The 16,573-nt window shown below is 71.5% G+C and carries 13 protein-coding genes; 4 read left to right on the top strand and 9 right to left on the bottom strand.

Going from position 1 to position 16,573, the window contains the following annotated elements; genetic code table 11:
• Window positions 1-10: 10 nt before the first annotated feature.
• On the top strand, window positions 11-883 hold the full coding sequence (locus ACWDRB_RS01010) for an ROK family protein (protein ID WP_449891349.1): 873 nt from the start codon (window positions 11-13) through the stop codon (window positions 881-883).
• Here ACWDRB_RS01010 and ACWDRB_RS01005 read toward each other — a convergent pair.
• The 7 genes from ACWDRB_RS01005 to ACWDRB_RS00975 form a co-directional block, all read right to left on the bottom strand.
• A complete protein-coding gene (locus ACWDRB_RS01005; protein WP_449891348.1) occupies window positions 872-2,761 on the bottom strand; it encodes an acyclic terpene utilization AtuA family protein in 1,890 nt (629 codons plus the stop codon). The two genes, ACWDRB_RS01010 and ACWDRB_RS01005, sit on opposite strands and share 12 nt — an antisense overlap.
• Window positions 2,758-3,519, bottom strand: coding sequence for an enoyl-CoA hydratase-related protein (locus tag ACWDRB_RS01000; RefSeq protein ID WP_449891347.1), 762 nt, complete (start codon window positions 3,517-3,519; stop codon window positions 2,758-2,760). Before ACWDRB_RS01000 ends, ACWDRB_RS01005 begins: the two co-directional genes overlap by 4 nt.
• The gene (locus ACWDRB_RS00995; RefSeq protein ID WP_449891346.1) at window positions 3,516-5,390 is read right to left on the bottom strand and encodes an ATP-binding protein; all 1,875 of its coding nucleotides are present in this window, start codon (window positions 5,388-5,390) and stop codon (window positions 3,516-3,518) included. The genes ACWDRB_RS01000 and ACWDRB_RS00995 overlap by 4 nt, the downstream gene beginning before the upstream one ends.
• On the bottom strand, window positions 5,387-6,919 hold the full coding sequence (locus ACWDRB_RS00990; RefSeq protein ID WP_449891765.1) for an acyl-CoA carboxylase subunit beta: 1,533 nt from the start codon (window positions 6,917-6,919) through the stop codon (window positions 5,387-5,389). Before ACWDRB_RS00990 ends, ACWDRB_RS00995 begins: the two co-directional genes overlap by 4 nt.
• 53 nt (window positions 6,920-6,972) lie before the next feature.
• On the bottom strand, window positions 6,973-7,611 hold the full coding sequence (locus tag ACWDRB_RS00985; RefSeq protein WP_449891345.1) for a TetR/AcrR family transcriptional regulator: 639 nt from the start codon (window positions 7,609-7,611) through the stop codon (window positions 6,973-6,975).
• 66 nt (window positions 7,612-7,677) lie between these two features.
• The gene (locus tag ACWDRB_RS00980; protein ID WP_449891344.1) at window positions 7,678-9,939 is read right to left on the bottom strand and encodes a protein kinase domain-containing protein; all 2,262 of its coding nucleotides are present in this window, start codon (window positions 9,937-9,939) and stop codon (window positions 7,678-7,680) included.
• Window positions 9,940-10,144: 205 nt separating this feature from the next.
• Window positions 10,145-11,506 carry an FAD-binding oxidoreductase gene (locus ACWDRB_RS00975; protein WP_350722232.1) on the bottom strand — a complete coding sequence of 454 codons (1,362 nt, stop codon included), beginning with the start codon at window positions 11,504-11,506 and terminating at the stop codon, window positions 10,145-10,147.
• A 100-nt stretch (window positions 11,507-11,606) separates the two neighbouring features.
• On the opposite strand from ACWDRB_RS00975, the gene ACWDRB_RS00970 reads away from it, so the two are divergent.
• On the top strand, window positions 11,607-12,176 hold the full coding sequence (locus ACWDRB_RS00970; RefSeq protein WP_449891343.1) for a hypothetical protein: 570 nt from the start codon (window positions 11,607-11,609) through the stop codon (window positions 12,174-12,176).
• A 1-nt stretch (window position 12,177) separates the two neighbouring features.
• Here the strand turns inward: ACWDRB_RS00970 and ACWDRB_RS00965 are convergent, their stop codons facing one another.
• Both ACWDRB_RS00965 and ACWDRB_RS00960 read right to left on the bottom strand, forming a co-directional pair.
• Complete coding sequence (locus ACWDRB_RS00965) at window positions 12,178-13,383, bottom strand: aminotransferase class I/II-fold pyridoxal phosphate-dependent enzyme (protein WP_364239146.1); 1,206 nt, start codon at window positions 13,381-13,383, stop codon at window positions 12,178-12,180.
• A gap of 95 nt (window positions 13,384-13,478) precedes the next feature.
• Complete coding sequence (locus tag ACWDRB_RS00960; RefSeq protein WP_449891342.1) at window positions 13,479-14,306, bottom strand: TIGR03619 family F420-dependent LLM class oxidoreductase; 828 nt, start codon at window positions 14,304-14,306, stop codon at window positions 13,479-13,481.
• Window positions 14,307-14,575: 269 nt separating this feature from the next.
• On the opposite strand from ACWDRB_RS00960, the gene ctaD reads away from it, so the two are divergent.
• Together ctaD and ACWDRB_RS00950 are read left to right on the top strand one after the other, a co-directional pair.
• Complete coding sequence (gene ctaD, locus ACWDRB_RS00955) at window positions 14,576-16,303, top strand: aa3-type cytochrome oxidase subunit I (protein ID WP_449891341.1); 1,728 nt, start codon at window positions 14,576-14,578, stop codon at window positions 16,301-16,303.
• Window positions 16,304-16,336: 33 nt separating this feature from the next.
• Entirely contained in the window at window positions 16,337-16,570 is a 234-nt protein-coding gene (locus ACWDRB_RS00950) for a hypothetical protein (protein WP_350722223.1), read from the top strand.
• Window positions 16,571-16,573 lie beyond the last annotated feature (3 nt).

Below are 16,573 nucleotides of genomic sequence, written 5' to 3'. Positions count from 1 at the left end.
CGATGGCACGATGGCACGATTGGATTACGTCGTTGCGGTCGATGTCGGCGGTACCACCTTCAAAGGCGGATTTGTCGCCCGGGACGGGACAATTCTTCATTTCGAGCGACGTGCGACGCCTCGCGGCGCCGACCAGGTGATCGCGGCCATCTCCGCCTTCGTCGCAGACCTCGCGCGGCCCCGCGCCGGGCGCCGCCCGCTCGCCGTGGGGCTGGCGGTGCCGGGGCTGGTCACGCCCACCCACGCCGTCTACTCCGCGGCCTTCGGGTGGCGGGACGTGCCCGTCTCGTCGTTCGCGGACGTGGACCTGCCGGTGGCGCTCGGGCACGACGTTCGCTCGGCAGGGGAGGCCGAGCTGGCCTTCGGGACGGGCGGGGACGACGTCCTGTTCCTCCCCATCGGTACGGGTATCGCGGGCGCGGTCGTCCTGTCGGGCTCGCTGTACGGGGGAGCCGGGGGCTTCGCCGGGCAGATCGGTCACATCCCGGTCCGGCCCGACGGTCTGGCGTGCGGGTGCGGGCAGCGCGGGTGCCTGGCCGCGTACGCGTCGGGCGGGGCCATCGCGGCACGCTACGGATCGGGCACCTCCGCGGACGTGGTGCGCCTGGCCGCCGAGGGGGACGAGCGGGCGGCGGAGGTGTGGTCGTCGGCCGTGGACACGCTCGCCCTGGCGCTGGCCACGTACACCCTGGTGCTCGACCCGGCGCGCATCGTCATCGGGGGCGGGGTCTCACTGGCGGGGGACGCGCTGCTGGTGCCGCTGCGGGAGCGGCTGGCGGGGCGGCTCGCCTTCCGGCGGGCGCCGGAGGTGGTGGCGTCGTCCCTCGGCGTACGCGCCGGGCTCCTCGGGGCCGGGCTGCTGGGCTGGCGATCAATCTCGTAGGTGCGGAGGTATGTCCACCTCCTTCGCCCGCAGCTCCTCGCCCAACGCCTTCGCCTGCGGGTCCATCCTGGGACTCGCGGCCACGCCTCTGCCGAGGAGGCCGTGGATGACGAAGTTGAGCGCCTTGATGTCGGGGAGCTCGTAGCGGTCGACGCGGTGCGGGGCGAGGGCTGGGAGGAGGCGTTGGAGGGTGTCGGGGGTGAGGTGGGCGGCCAGCCAGTCGTACCGTTCCTGGGTGTCGGCCCAGACGCCCAGGTTCGCGTTCCCGCCCTTGTCCCCGGACCGCGCCCCGGCAATCCACCCCAACGGCACCCGCACCTGAGCCTCGACCACCGAGGCCTGCCCCGCGCCTGAGGGCCCGAGCCCCTGTCGGCCGCTCCCGGCTTCTTGCGCGTCGCTCCCGGCCTCTTGCTCGCCGTTCGCAAGCGCCGGGTCGTGTGGTGCCGCTTCTCGCCGACCCGGCGCTGAGAGGACGGCCGGTGCGGGGTGCGGGGTGGTGGCTTGGGCTGCGTCGCCTGCTGCGCTCGCCGTCTCCGCCGCGCCCGGAGGCCGGAGCCCCTGACCGCCGCTCCCGGTCGCGGGCCCGGCTCCTGGCGTGTCGGGGGCGGTGGGAGGGAGTTCGTCGCCGTTGATGAAGATCCGGGGGTGGACCTCCGAGGCGGGGACGAGGACGGGCCAGTAGACCCCGTACGGTGTGGCGTTTCCCGGTGGGGTGAGGGCGTAGAAGCCGGGGTAGCTGGCGAGCCCCGTCTCCACCACGGCGGAGGAGAACGCGCGTCCCGCCCGGCGTTCGTCGGCGTCCATGACGGTGATCCGCAGCAGGCCCGAGTCCGTCAGCTCCACGTCCACCCGGTCGAACGAGTCCCGGGGGACGCGGGCCCAGAGGGCGTCCTGGGCGGCCCGGGCCTTGGCCGCCACGTCCAGGCCCGTCAGCACCAGGGTCATCGTGTTGCGGTAGCCCGCCAGGTAGTTGACGGCCACCTTGAGGGTGTCGGGTGGCGGCTCACCCCGGACACCCGAGATCAGGACGCGGTCGGGCCCGTCGTCCGTGAGCGTGATCGTGTCGAAGCGGGCCACCACGTCAGGACCCAGGTAGCGCGGGCCCCCGAGCTCGTACACGAGCTGCGCCGTGACCGTGCCGACCGAGACCAGCCCGCCGGTGCCGGGGTGCTTGGTGATCACGGCGGAGCCGTCCGCGTTCAGCTCGGCGATGGGGAAGCCGCAGTGCGCCAGGTCCGGTACGTCCTGGAAGAACGCGTAGTTCCCGCCGGTCGCCTGGCAGCCGCACTCGATGACGTGTCCCGCCACCACCGAGCCCGCCAGCTGGTCCAGGTCGCCGGGCCCCCACCCGTACCGCCAGATGCCGGGGCCGGTCACCAGGGCGGCGTCCGTCACGCGGCCGGTCACCACCACGTCCGCGCCCGCCGCGAGGGCGGTGGCGATGGGGCGGCCGCCGAGATAGGCGTTCGCGGTCAGGGGGGTCGCGGTGAGGGGTTCGCCGGTGTCGGCGTTGGTCAGGTCCAGGGGGCGGCCGGTGAGGTCGTCGCCCGTGATGTGGGCGATCGTGGGGGAGAGGCCGAGGCGGGTGGCCAGGTCGTGTACGGCCTCCGCGCAGCCGGCCGGGTCCAGGCCGCCGGCGTTCGTCACGATTTTGATGGATTTATCGAGACAAGGGCCTAGGACGTCCTCCAGTTGCCGGAGGAACGTCGGCGCGTACCCGGGGCGGCCCTTGAGGCGGTTCCCGGCGAGGATGAGCATGGTCAGCTCGGCCAGCCAGTCGCCGGTGAGCACGTCGATCGGCCCGCCCTCGACCATCTCCCTGGCGGCCGAGAGGCGGTCGCCGTAGAAGCCGCTGCAGTTCGCGATCCGCAGCGTCATCGGGCGGCCCACCTGGGCGGCCGCTTCTCCCTGAACGCCGCGATGCCCTCCTGCCCCTCCTCCGAGGTGAAGCGCTCGGCCGACAGCTCGGTCATCCGCCGCAGCCCCTCCTCGAACGACAGCGCGGGCACCTCCCGCACCATCCGCTTCGTGATGGCCAGCGCCTCGGGGCCGCCCTTGATCAGCAGATCGGTGTAGTGCGCGACCGTCGCGTCCAGCTCGTCCTCCGGGACGGCCCGCGAGAGCAGCCCGATCTCCGCCGCCCGGGCCGCGTCGAACACCTCGCCGGTCAGGAAGTACTCGGCCGCCGCCCGGGGCTCGACCCGGCGCAGCACCGGCACCGAGATCATGGCGGGCACGACGCCGAGCCGTACCTCGGAGAAGGCGAAGGACGCCGTCAGCGGCGCGATCGCGAAGTCGCACGCCGCCACCAGGCCCAGCCCGCCCGCCCGCGCCGTGCCGTTCAGCCGGCAGATGACCGGCTTCGGGCTCTCCCAGATCAGCGTGAGCACGTCGGGGAACGACGCCGTCACCGCCGCGCCCGAGGCCTTCTGCTCCTTGAGGTCGGCGCCCGAGCAGAACACCTTCCCGGTGCCGGTCAGCACGATCACCCTGGCCTCCGGCTCGGCCAGCGCCCAGTGGAGCCGGTCGGACAGGTCGGCGAGGAGCCGTACGGACAGGGCGTTGCGGTTGGGCGGCGAGTCCAGCGTGACGGTCGCGACGCCCGCCGCCAGGTCCTTGTGCACCAGGCTCGTCATGCAGTCTCCTCCTGGATGATCGCCAGCACCGCGCCCGCTTCGACCTGCCGGCCCTTTTCGACGTGTACGTCCGACACCACGCCGTCGGACGGCGCCGCGATCCGATGCTCCATCTTCATCGCCTCGAGCACCAGCACCGGCTGCCCCTTCGTCACCCGGTCGCCGGGCTCCACCTCGATCCGGAGCACGCTGCCCGGCATGGGGGCCAGCAGGGAGCCGGGCGCGACGTGCTCGACCGGCTCGGGGAGGCGGGGGAGCGGGGTCAGCTCGGCGCACCCGCCGACGTGGTCGACGTAGACCTTGCGGTCCTCGTCGTAGCGGGCCACCTCGAAGGTGTGCCGGACGCCGTCGCGTTCCAGGATCACCTCGTACGGCTCCGCGCTGATCACGGTGACGCCCTGGGGGAGCGGGTCGTAGACGACCTCGGCCTCCTCGAAGCGGGCCCGGCGGGGCTGGGAGCGCACGTTGCGCCAGCCGCTCGGGAGGCCCGCCAGCACCGTCGCCCGGCGGCGGTTCTCGGCGGCCATGGCGAGCGCGGCGGCCAGCACCGGGAGCTCGCCGGGCCCGTCCCGGGAGCTGCCGTCAAGAGGGCCGCCGGGGGCGAGGAAGCCGGTGTGAGTGTCGCCCGCCCCGAAGGCCGAATTTGTCAGGATTTTTACCAGTAAATCGCGATTTGTCACGACCCCGTGGAGCTTCGCCCGTCGGAGCGCCGTGACCAGTTTCCGCACCGCCTCCGCTCGTACCCGCCCGTACCCGATCACCTTCGCCAGCATCGGGTCGTAGTACGGCGAGATCACCGACCCGGACTCCACCCCCGAATCCACCCGCACCTCCCCGGAGACCTCGAACCGCCGCAACACCCCGCTCTGCGGCAGATAATCCCCGTCCTCCGCATAAAGCCGCACCTCCACGGCATGCCCGGCAGGCTCGGGCGGCGTCGCGGGCAGGGCGGCCCCCTCGGCCACCTCGAGCTGCAGCCGCACCAGATCGACCCCGTAGACCAGCTCGGTGACCGGATGCTCGACCTGGAGCCGGGTGTTCATCTCCAGGAACGCCACCCGATCCCCCTTGACCAGGAACTCCACGGTCCCGGCCCCGACATAGCCGATCTTCCGCGCGGCCCTGACCGCCGCCTCGCACAGCCGCTCCCGCAGCTCGGCCGAGATCCCCGGCGACGGGCACTCCTCGACGACCTTCTGGTGCCGCCGCTGCACGCTGCACTCGCGCTCGCCCAGCGTCCACACCGTGCCGTGCCGGTCGGCCAGCACCTGCACCTCGACGTGCCGGGCGTTCTCCAGCAACGGCTCCACGAACACGGTCCCGTCGCCGAACGCCGCCGCCGACTCCCGCCGCGCCGACTCGACCTCCCGCGCCAGCTCCCCGGCCTCGCGGACGATCCGCATGCCGCGCCCGCCCCCACCGGCGGACGCCTTGACCAGGACCGGGAACTCCCCGGGCGCCTCCGGGTCGAGCGAGGGGAGCACGGGCACCCCCGCCTCCGCCATCAGCCGCTTAGCCTCGACCTTGGACCCCATGGCCGCGATGGCCTCGGGCGGCGGCCCGGCCCACACCAGCCCGGCGTCCAGCACGGCCCGCGCGAACTCCGCGTTCTCGGACAGGAAGCCGTATCCGGGATGTACGGCGTCCGCACCGGAGGCGCGGCAGGCGTCCAGGATGCGGCCGATGTTCAGGTACGTGTCGGACGGTCGGGCGCCCGGCAGCCGAACGGCCAGGTCTGCCTCGGCCACGTGCGGCGCGTCCGCGTCGGGGTCGGAGAAGACGGCGACCGTCGAGATGCCGAGCGACCCGCAGGTGCGGAAGACGCGGCGGGCGATCTCACCCCGGTTCGCGACGAGCAGGCGGGCGATCATGGCCGGAACACCCCGAATCCCGCCGGTTCGGGCACCGGCGCGCTGTTGACGGCCGACAGGCACAGGCCCAGGACGGTACGGGTGTCGCGCGGGTCGATGACCCCGTCGTCGTACAGGCGGCCCGAGAGGAAGAACGGCAGCGACTCCGCCTCGATCTGGGCCTCCACCATCGCGCGCATCGCCGCGTCGGCCTCCTCGTCGTACACCTGCCCCTTGGCCTGCGCGGACGCGCGGCCCACGATGGACAGCACCCCGGCGAGCTGCGCCGGGCCCATCACCGCCGACTTGGCGCTCGGCCAGCTGAACAGGAAGCGGGGCTCGTACGCGCGCCCGCACATGCCGTAGTTGCCCGCCCCGTACGAGGCGCCCATGACGACGGTGAGGTGGGGGACGGTCGAGTTGGACACCGCGTTGATCATCATGGCGCCGTGCTTGATGATGCCGCCCTGCTCGTAGTCCTTGCCGACCATGTAACCGGTCGTGTTCTGGAGGAACAGGAGCGGAGTGCGCGACTGGTTCGCGAGCTGGATGAACTGGGTGGCCTTCTGCGACTCCTCGCTGAACAGCACGCCGCGCGCGTTCGCCAGCACGCCCACCGGGTAGCCGTGGACGCGCGCCCAGCCGGTCACGAGGGAGGCGCCGTACAGCGGCTTGAACTCCTCGAACTCGCTCCCGTCCACCACGCGCGCGATCACCTCGCGGGGGTCGAACGGCACCTTCAGGTCCTCGGGGACGATGCCCAGCAGCTCCTCGGCCGGATATCCGGGCTCCCGCGCCGCCTGCGGGCTCATGCCCTGTTTGCGCCAGTTGAGGGAACGGACGATCCGCCGCCCGATCCGCAGCGCGTCGTGCTCGTCCTGGGCCAGGTGGTCGGCGAGGCCGCTGGTCCTGGCGTGCATCTCGGCCCCGCCCAGGGACTCGTCGTCCGACTCCTCCCCGGTGGCCATCTTCACGAGGGGCGGGCCGCCCAGGAACACTTTCGCTCGTTCCCGCACCATCACCACGTAGTCGCTCATGCCGGGCACGTACGCGCCGCCTGCCGTGGAGTTCCCGAACACCAGCGCGATGGTCGGAACGCCCGCCGCCGACAACCGGGTCAGGTCGCGAAATATCTGGCCACCCGGGATGAAGATCTCCTTCTGCGTCGGCAGGTCCGCGCCGCCGCTCTCGACCAGGTTCACGTACGGGAGCCTGTTGCGCAGCGCGATGTCGGCCGCCCGGAGGGACTTCTTCAGCGTCCACGGGTTCGACGCGCCGCCGCGGACCGTGGGGTCGTTCGCGGTGATCACGCACTCGACGCCCTCGATCACCCCGATCCCCGACACCATTCCGGCCCCGACCGGGAACTCGCTGCCCCAGGCGGCCAGCGGCGACAGCTCCAGGAAGGGCGAGTCCGGGTCGATCAGCAGCTCGATCCGCTCCCTGGCCAGGAGCTTGCCGCGCCTGCGGTGCCGTTCGACGTACTTCTCGCCGCCCCCGGCCACCGCCTTGGCGTGCTCGGCGTCGAGCTCGCCCAGCTTGGCGAGCATGGCCTCCCGGCGCCCGCGATAGTCGTCGCCCTCGGTGTCGAGCCTGCTCCTGATCACGCGCCTTCCTCCCGCAAACCTGACGTTCCCGTCAACCCGATGGCCCTGGCCCACAACCGCGTCAGGTGATCGACCGCCACCTGCTCGTCGGCCCGTTCCCCGAGATCCAGCCACACGTGGGCGAAGTGCTCCACCATCCCGCCCAGCATGACGGCGGTCAGCCGCGGATCCAGCTCCGGATCGGCCAGCCCCTGCTCCTGCAGCCGCTTCAACCCCTCCGCGCCCCGCCGCACGAACACCTCCCGCAGCTCGAGCAGCAACCGCCCGAACCTCTCCTCGGACGTGGCCGCCTGCTCCACCATCCGCACCAGCCGCGAGTTCGCCGCCCAGGCCCGCAGGTAGAGCCGGTTGGCCGCCTCGATCCGGGCGTACGGATCGTCCGGGTCCGCCGCCGCGCCGACCACGCTGGCCGCGAACATCTCCCCGACCACGGCCGCCGCGACCTCGCCGAACAGCGCTTCCTTGGAATCGAAGTAGGTGTAGAACGTGCCGTGGGACACCCGGGCCCGCCCGCAGACGTCGTCGATCCGCACGGCGTCGTACCCGTGCTCCTCGAACGCCTCCCGCCCAGCCTGCAGCAGCGCGGCCCGCGTCCGCCTGCCTCTGGACGTCGGCACCGAAGACCTGACGATCACGTCAACTACGCTAACGCAAAAAGGGCCCCGTACAAGGGGCCCTTTTCAGCGGATGTCGTCGTCAGGTCAGGTGCAGTGGCTCCAGCCGGACTTCCACGTCTGGCCGCCCCAAGAACCGCCCCAGATCACGCACTTCTGCTTTCCGGGCAGACGGATCGGGCCGGCGTACGCGGTGAAGTTGCCCGGGTTGCTGGCGCTGGAGCCACCCTTCACCTGAAGGATGGCGTTCATCTGCGCCTTCTCCGGGTACAGCATGCGCGACATCGTGACCACGCAGTTCTTGCCCGCACCGGAGTTGTACAGAAGATAGACGGTGGCGTTGCCGGTCGCGATGGAGCGCGAGTCGATGACCTTGTAGCCGGAGCCGCACACTGACGCCGCGTTGTACGGGTTCGGCTTGCGCGGACCATAGGTCTTGGTCGGCTTGCTGCTGGGACGGGTCGGGACCGTCGTGCCGGTGCCCGGCTGGTCCGTCGACTCGCCGAGCGGCGGCTCCACCACGGGGTCGACCATGTCGGACGGCTTCTTCTTCGTCTTGGTCTCGGACGGCTTGGGCGTGGGGTGCGGCCGCTTGGTCGTGGTCTGAGGCTGGGGTGCCTGGGTGACCGGGTTCGGGACCTCGGCGATGGGTTCCGGCTGCTTGGTGTGCTTGGCCTTCTTGCTCTCCGTCGGATCGATGCTCAGGGTGGGCACCGACACCGAGGTGTCCGTGGGCAGCGGCACCGGGGTCTGGTCGCCGGGCGGCGGGTCGACGGGCTGGCCGCCGCCGGAGCCGTCGCCGCTGGTCTTGTTGGAGGAGTTGCCGACGGCCACCACCGGGACTTCCTTGGTGTTGGCCTGCACCACCACGGCGCCGACGACCACGAGGAGGGCGGCGGCCGCGGCTCCGGACAGGGCGAGCGTCAGCGTGCGGCGCTGCTTCGCGGGCGCGCTGTCACCGGGGCCCGACGGGCCGCCGGGACGGGTGGGACCGCCCTGCGCTCCGGGCCTGCCCGGTCCGCCCGGCGTTCCCCCCTGGAAGGGCGACTGGCCCTGAGGCGTGCCGGGGCCGTGCGGCGGCATCCCGGACGCGACAGCACCGTGCTGCGCGGCCGCACCGTGCTGCGGTGGCATTCCGGGTGCGCCCGCACCCTGCGGGCCGTTGCCGGGCATTCCGGGGTGGGAGCCGACCGGCCCGGCGGGCATACCCGGCTGGGAGCCGGCGGGCATCCCGGGCTGAGGCGCACCGGGGGTCCCCGGACCACCGGGCGTTCCGGGCATACCAGGTGTCCCCGGCTGCTGGGTGCCCTGGGGCTGGTTGCCCGGCATGGGGGACGCGGCCTGGGCGGCGGCCGCGGCGGGGCGGCCGTACGGGCCCGTCTGCGGGACGGGCGGGACGGGGCCGGTGGGCTGGGTCCAGGGGCCCGGGTAGACGTCCTGGCCCTTCGCCGCAGGGGCGCCACCCTCCACACCCGCACCGGCGGCGGCGCCGCCGATCAGCTGCTGGCCCGTCACCGGCTCGATGGCGGACTTCGGGGCCGGCTGGCCGGTGAGGCGGACGATGAGCTCGTCCGCGCTGGGCCGCTGCGCGGGGTCCTTGGAGAGGCAGAGGCCGACGAGCTCCCCGAGCACGCCCTCCATCCGCCCGAGCTCCGGCTCCTCGTTGAGGATCCGGTTCATCACCACGGGAATGGAGTCGGCGCCGAAGGCGGGCTTGCCCGTCGCCGCGAACACCATCGTGACGCCCCAGGCGAACACGTCGGCCGCCTCCGACACCGCAGCCCCGCTGAGCTGCTCGGGCGCCAGGTACGAGGGCGTGCCCATGGCCATCCCCGTGGCCGTCGCGCCGGGCGAGTCCAGGGCGCGGGCGATGCCGAAGTCGATCACGACGGGACCCTCGGGCCCCATCAGGACGTTGGCGGGCTTGAAGTCGCGGTGCAGGATGCCGGCGCGGTGGATGGCCGCGAGCGCCGTGGCCGTGCTGATCGCGAGCCGTTCGAGCGCCGCACCCCGCCGCGGCCCCTCGTTGATGACCATCTCACGCAGCGACGGGCCCGGGACGTACTCGCTCACGATGTACGGACGGCTGCCATCCAGGTCGGCGTGGAGCACTGGAGCGGTGCAGAACCTGGCCACCCGCTGTGCCACCGCCACCTCGCGCAGGAACCTCGTCCTGGCGTCGGCGTCGGCCACCAGGGCGTTGTGCAGCAGCTTGACCGCTGCCTGCTCCCCGGAGTCGCTCTTACCCAGATAGACAACGCCCTGGCCGCCCTCGCCGAGCCGGGCGACGATTTCATACGCCCCCAGCCGCCGCGGATCGTCCGCCGCCAACGGCTGGAACTGATTCACGTCGGACCCCCATTACAACCCATTAGATGGGGCAAAACGCTACCAGCGTGATGGTTGGGACGTCTGCCGGACCTGTCAGAAGTTTCATGTTTTGACGAAGGAAGTCAGGCCGCTGTAAGCCCTTCGTCGCAGGTCGGACGGGCTTCCGGCCCCAATGTCACGGCTTGGTCAAGGTGCCCACAGTCCGAGATTCTCCAGGCCAGAGCTAGATCGCCTTGCCCGGGTTGAGGATCCCCAGGGGGTCGAAGACCGCCTTGATGCCCTGCTGGACCTCGGTGACCACCGGCCCCGACTCCAGGTCGAGCCAGCGCCGCTTCAGCAGGCCCACCCCGTGCTCCCCGGTCAGCGTGCCCCCGAGCTCCAGCGCGCGCGTGAACACCTCGTCCGCCGCCGCCCACACCTCCGCCGGCGGCTCGGGCATGCCGCGGTCGAAGATGAAGACCGGGTGCAGGTTCCCGTCGCCGGCGTGCGCCACCGTGAGGATCTTCACCCCGTGCCGCGCGGACGTCTCCTCGATGGCGGTGATCATGTCGGGCAGCAGGGACCGGGGCACGCACACGTCCTCCACCAGGCACGCCCCGAGCCGCTCCTTGGCCTGGTAGTCCAGCCGGCGCAGCTTGATCAGCTCCTCGGCCTCCTGCGGGCTGGAGGACACGGCCACGAACGAGGCGCCGTTCTCCAGGCACAGCCGCTCCATGCGCTCGACCATGGCCTGGCTGTCGGTGGCGTCGGACTGGCCGATCAGGGTGGCCTGCGTGTCCGGTTCGAGCCCGATGTTGAGCCAGTCGTCGAGGGCCTCCAGCGAGGCGCGGTCGATCAGCTCCATGAGGGACGGCTGGCAGCCCGCCGCCATGATCGCCGACACCGCCGCGCCCGCGTCCCGGAGCGAGCCGAACTCCGCCGCGAACGTGGCCGGCGGCGCCGTGGGCGCCCGCTTGAGCCGGACCGTGGCCGCGGTGATGACGCCGAGCGTGCCCTCGGAGCCGACGAACAGGCCGGTCAGGTCGTAGCCCGTGACGCCCTTCATCGTGCGCCGGCCGGTGCCGATCACGCGGCCGTCGGCCAGCACCACCTCGAGCCCGAGCGCCGAGTCCCTGGTCACGCCGTACTTCACGCACCGCAGCCCGCCCGCGTTCGTGGCCAGGTTGCCGCCGATCGTGGAGATCTCGTACGACGAGGGGTCCGGCGCGTACATGAGCCCGTGCTCCCTGGCGGCCCTGTCCAGGTCGGCGGTGATGACGCCGGGCTCGACGACGGCGATCTCGTCGGCGGGGGAGAGCTCCCTGATCGCGTTCATCCTGGCCAGCGAGAGCACGATCGAGCCGTCACCGGCGACGGCGGCCCCCGCCAGGCCCGAGCCGCCGCCCCGTGGCACCACGGGCACCCGGTGCTCGGTGGCCCACCTCAACGTCGTGACCACGTCGTCGCGCGAGGCGGCCAGCACCACGCCGAGCGGCTTGCCCGGCGCCACGAACGTCCGGTCGCGGGCGTAGGAGTCGATCACATCCGGGTCGGTCAGGACACGACCTTCGGGCAGAGAGCTCACCAACGCATCAATCGGCTTCACACCATGCACTTTAGGTGGAAACCACTCGGCCGGAGGGTCCGGCCGGACACGCTCCGCCTCCCGGTTTGCGCAGGTCGTTACTTAAGGCCAAACTGCCCAGGTGGAAGTCAGGTGCCCGGTGTGTTCGGAGACCGACCAGGTCGCCGCGGTCCCCGGAGCGGTGGCCTCCGGGACCACGTACAAGATCGGCAGAGTGCGGCTGCCCGGCGTGCGCGAGGTCGCCGACCTGCCCACGGCGGCGGCGCTGGGCGCCTCGAAACACGTCATGAGCCGTACGCAGCTCGCGGTCTGGCTGTCGTTCCCCAGCCGCCACTACACCCCGTGGGCCAGGAACCAGGGCTATCTCCTGCTCCTCGTGGCGGCCCTGGTGCACCTGGTCGTGTCGCTGGTCATCGCCATGGGCCAGGACCCCAAGTGGGGCGAGGTGCTGCTCGCCCCGTTCTGCCTGACCGGCCTGTTCTGGGGGCTCGGGCTGCTGAACGTGCTCGGCTCGTACGGCGCCAGGAAGCGCGACACCGTCGAGGCCCCGGCCAGGGAGAAGGCCCTGGCCGTGTGGGAGGGCCTCTATTACTGCGCGCGCGACAACGCCGTGTTCGAGCCGGGGGTCGGCGTCTCGTTCCATCCGAGCGAGACGCGCGAGTACATCTTCGGCTTCAGGAACGGCCGCTAGCTCAGCCCAGTTCCTCCGCCACCGCGCGGGCGCAGACGGCCAGGCCCTCGATGGCCTGCTCCAGCTCGTCCAGCCCGGGGAAGGTCGGGGCGATCCGGATCGTGCGGTCGGCGGCGTCCTTGCCGTACGGGTGCGTCGCGCCCGCGGGCGTCAGCGCGATGCCCGCGGCCTTGGCCCTGGCCACCACCTCGGCGGCGTGCGGCACCTCCAGGCTGATGAAGTAGCCGCCCGCGGGGCTCGTCCAGGTGCCGAGGTCGCCCAGCCGCTCGGTCAGCACCTTGTCGACCAGCTCGAACTTCGGCCCGATCAGCTCCGCGTGCCGCCGCATGTGCGCGGCCACGCCCGCCGGGTCACCCAGGAACTCGACGTGGCGGAGCTGGTTGAGCTTGTCGGGGCCGATGGACTGCTTGCCCGTGTTGTGCAGGAACCACTCGACGTTCGCGGGCGAGGAGCCGAAGAACGACACGCCGGAGCCCGCCAGCGTCACCTTGGAGGTGGAGGCGTAGACGAACACGCGGTCGGCGTCGCCGTGCTCGGCGGCGAGCGCGAGCAGGTCGGCCAGCTCGTCCGGGGTGTCGGTGAGGTGGTGCACCGCGTACGCGTTGTCCCAGAAGATCCGGAAGTCGGGCGCGGCGGCCGGCATGGCGGCCAGCCTGCGGACCGTCTCGTCGCTGTAGGTGACGCCGGACGGGTTGCTGTACTTCGGCACGCACCAGATGCCCTTGACGCTCGCGTCGGCGGCCACCAGGCGCTCGACCACGTCCATGTCGGGGCCCTCGGCGTTCATCGGGACGGGCACCATCTTGATCCCGAACCGCTCGGTGATCGTGAAGTGCCGGTCGTATCCGGGGACCGGGCACAGGAACGTGACCTCCGGCTCCTCCACCCACCGCCGCGCGGCGCCCGGCACCCTGGTCAGCAGCGCGTGCACGATCGTGTCGTGCATCAGGGCCAGGCTGGAGTTGCCACCGACGACGAGCTGGCCGGCGGGCACCTGGACCAGCGGCGCGAACAGCTCGCGCAGCTCGGTCAGGCCCTGCAGGTTGCCGTAGTTGCGGCCGTCGGTGCCGTCGGCCGCCCGGTAGGACGTGGGCAGCTTGAGCAGGTCGTTGGAGAGATCGAGCTGGCGCGGCGACGGCTTGCCCCTGGTGAGGTCGAGCGAGAGCCCTCGCTGGACGAGGGCGGCGTAGTCAGCCTGAGCAGTCACGGGATCTTCTCCTCCGAAGTCGGGTCCGGCTACGAAGGATAGAAGACCTCACCCGGTGAGCCCGCGGATATCCGCAATGTGGGACATGTGGCGCGTCAGGCGAGGAGGCGGCCGGGGGCGTTGCGGCGCAGGAAATCCTCCACCTCCGCCAGGGACAGCCCGGGGCGGTGGGCCAGGATGAGCCGGTCCACCCCCGCGTCCGCGTAGGCGCGCACGGTCCCGGGGTCGAGGGGGCGGGCCGGGGTGACCGAGATGTGCAGGGTGGTGCCCGCCGCCGCGGCCTCGGCGCGTACGGATTCGATCTGGGCCGCCGCCGCCCGCAGGCCCAGCATCCAGCCGTACCAGCCGTCGGCCAGCTCGGCGGCCCGCCGGTGCGCGGCGCGCGTGTGGCCGCCCATGACGACCGGCACGCGTCCGAGCGGGCGCGGGTGGGCGTCGACACCCTCGAACGAGACATATCGGCCGTGGAAGGCGGGCTCCTCCTGCTCCCACAGCGCGCGCATCGCCCGCAGGTACTCGGCCGTCCGCTCGCCGCGGCCCTCCAGGGGCACGCCGAGCGCGCGCAACTCCGGCTCCAGGTAGCCGGCCACGGCCCCGAACACCAGCCGTCCGCCGCTGAGCACGTCCACGCTCGCCAGCTGCTTGGCCAGCACCAGCGGGTCGCGCTGGGGCAGCACCACGCAGCCGGTGGCCAGCAGGATCCGCTCGGTGTGCGCGGCCAGGAACGCCAGCGAGACCACGGCGTCCAGCAGCGGCGCGCCGGGTTCGAGCGGCGAGGGATCGACCCGGGGGCTGGGCAGGACCACGTGGTCGGCCGTCCACAGCGAGTCGTAGCCCAGCTCCTCCGCCAGCGCGGCGATCCTGGCGGCGCCGCGCCGGTCGGCGCCGGCGTAGCCGTTGGGCAGGTGAAATCCGAGCGTCATGGGCACGCCTGGAAACGCTAGGCCGGATTCAACCGATCCACCAGCGACGATCACGCATGGGTCGCATGCCGCGCCCGCATGTCAAACCTTCCGGTGCGAATGTCAAAGAACGTCTTCCCGAGCGGCGCTGCTTGGCGTGGAATGGGTAGATCGGGGCAGGCCATGGTGGGCCGCATCCGGCGGTCCGCCGCAGGTAGCCGAATCGCGCCTGAGGTGGGCGGCGTCCAGCGGTCCGTCGCAGGTAGCACTCCGCACTGGAGGGAGCAGCCGTGACGACTGTTCGCGAGACCTCGATCGAGCAGGTCAGGCGCCGCCGCACCGGGACCGTCCTCGCCTCCTGGCTGTCGACGACCGACCACAAGGTCATCGGGTATCTCTACCTGATCACCTCGTTCGGGTTCTTCCTCGTGGCCGGCCTCATGGCCATGGTCATCAGGGCCGAGCTCGTCTCCCCCGGCATGCAGCTGGTCAACCAGCAGCAGTACAACCAGCTGTTCACCATCCACGGCACGGTGATGCTGCTGCTGTTCGCCACCCCGCTGTTCGCGGGGTTCGCGAACGTGGTCATGCCGCTGCAGGTCGGCGCGCCCGACGTGGCCTTCCCCCGGCTGAACGCGGTCGCGTACTGGATGTTCCTGTTCGGCGGGCTGATGGTGGTGGCCGGGTTCTTCACCCCGGGCGGGGCGGCGGACTTCGGCTGGTTCGCCTACACGCCGCTGTCGACGGCGCTGTACTCGCCGCAGATCGGCGGCGATCTGTGGATCATGGGCCTGGCGCTGTCGGGTCTCGGTACGATCCTCGGCTCGGTCAACTTCATCACCACGATCATCGGCATGCGGGCGCCCGGCATGACCATGTTCCGGGTGCCGCTGTTCACCTGGACCGTGCTGCTGACCAGCATGATGGTGCTGATGGCGTTCCCCGTGCTGGCCGCGGCGCTGCTGGTGCTGGAGTCGGACCGCAAGCTGGGCACGCAGGTCTTCCACAGCGAGAACGGCGGCGCGCTGCTCTGGCAGCATCTGTTCTGGTTCTTCGGCCACCCCGAGGTCTACATCATCGCGCTGCCGTTCTTCGGGATCATCTCCGAGGTGATCCCGGTCTTCAGCCGCAAGCCGCTGTTCGGCTACCTGGGGCTCGTCGGCGCGACGATCACCATCGCCGGGCTGTCGATGACCGTGTGGGCCCACCACATGTTCCCGACCGGCCAGGTGCTGCTGCCGTTCTTCTCGCTCATGACGTTCCTCATCGCGGTGCCGACCGGGGTGAAGTTCTTCAACTGGATCGGCACGATGTGGCGGGGCCATCTGAGCTTCGAGACGCCGATGCTCTTCGCCGTCGGGTTCCTGGTGACGTTCCTGCTCGGCGGGCTCACCGGGGTCATCCTGGCCTCGCCGCCGCTCGACTTCCACATCAGCGACACGTACTTCGTGGTCGCGCACTTCCATTACGTCGTCTTCGGCACGGTCGTGTTCGCGATGTTCTCCGGCTTCTACTTCTGGTGGCCGAAGATGACCGGCCGGATGCTCGACGACCGCCTCGGCAAGGTGCACTTCTGGACGCTGTTCATCGGCTTCCACACCACGTTCCTGGTGCAGCACTGGCTCGGCATGCTCGGCATGCCCAGGCGCTACGCCGACTACAGCCCGGGCGACGGCTTCACCGCGCTCAACGAGTTCTCCTCCGCCGGGGCGTTCCTGCTCGGGGCCTCGACGCTGCCGTTCCTCTACAACGTCTGGAAGACGGCCAAGTACGCGCCCAAGGTCACCCTCGACGACCCGTGGGGGTACGGCGGCTCCCTCGAATGGGCCACCAGCTGCCCGCCGCCGCGCCACAACTTCGTCAGCATGCCCCCGATCCGCTCCGAACGGCCCGCCTTCGACCTGCACTACCCCCGCGAGCAGGCGGAGCTGCCCCCAGTGGAGCAGCACGGGGTCCAGCACGGGGTCGAGCACGACGAAGCCTCCGAGGCCGAGCCTCGCCCGGAGAATCCCGACTGATCATGAAATTTCGCCTATCTAGGGAGATCGGCGATGTCAGGCACGCGAATCCCCTTCACCCCCGAGACGGCCCCCTGCGGGAAGAAGTCCGGCGGTGAGCGCCTCGTCGACGACGACGGCTACGGCCTGGTGATCCGTGACCAGTTCTTCGACTGCGGCTGCCGCCGGATCCGGCACGAGTACCACGACGGCAGCATCCACCTGTCCGCCATCCGGCACGACGGCAAACGGGTGAAGGACCCGATACAACCCGACCACGGGAAGTGACGT

It is taken from the genome of Nonomuraea sp. NPDC003707 (genome assembly GCF_053587055.1).
Note: the sequence above shows the minus strand (reverse complement) of the source record. Positions and strands in the feature narration are given on the sequence as shown.

Excerpts from the sequence above, each read along its gene's own strand:
- ACWDRB_RS01010 (WP_449891349.1), top strand. The coding sequence starts at position 11 with ATGGCACGATTGGATTACGTCGTTGCGGTCGATGTCGGCGGTACCACC.
- ACWDRB_RS01005 (WP_449891348.1), bottom strand. The coding sequence starts at position 2,761 with ATGACGCTGCGGATCGCGAACTGCAGCGGCTTCTACGGCGACCGCCTC.
- ACWDRB_RS01000 (WP_449891347.1), bottom strand. The coding sequence starts at position 3,519 with ATGACGAGCCTGGTGCACAAGGACCTGGCGGCGGGCGTCGCGACCGTC.
- ACWDRB_RS00995 (WP_449891346.1), bottom strand. The coding sequence starts at position 5,390 with ATGATCGCCCGCCTGCTCGTCGCGAACCGGGGTGAGATCGCCCGCCGC.
- ACWDRB_RS00990 (WP_449891765.1), bottom strand. The coding sequence starts at position 6,919 with ATGCTCGCCAAGCTGGGCGAGCTCGACGCCGAGCACGCCAAGGCGGTG.
- ACWDRB_RS00960 (WP_449891342.1), bottom strand. The coding sequence starts at position 14,306 with ATGACGCTCGGATTTCACCTGCCCAACGGCTACGCCGGCGCCGACCGG.
- ACWDRB_RS00950 (WP_350722223.1), top strand. The coding sequence starts at position 16,337 with ATGTCAGGCACGCGAATCCCCTTCACCCCCGAGACGGCCCCCTGCGGG.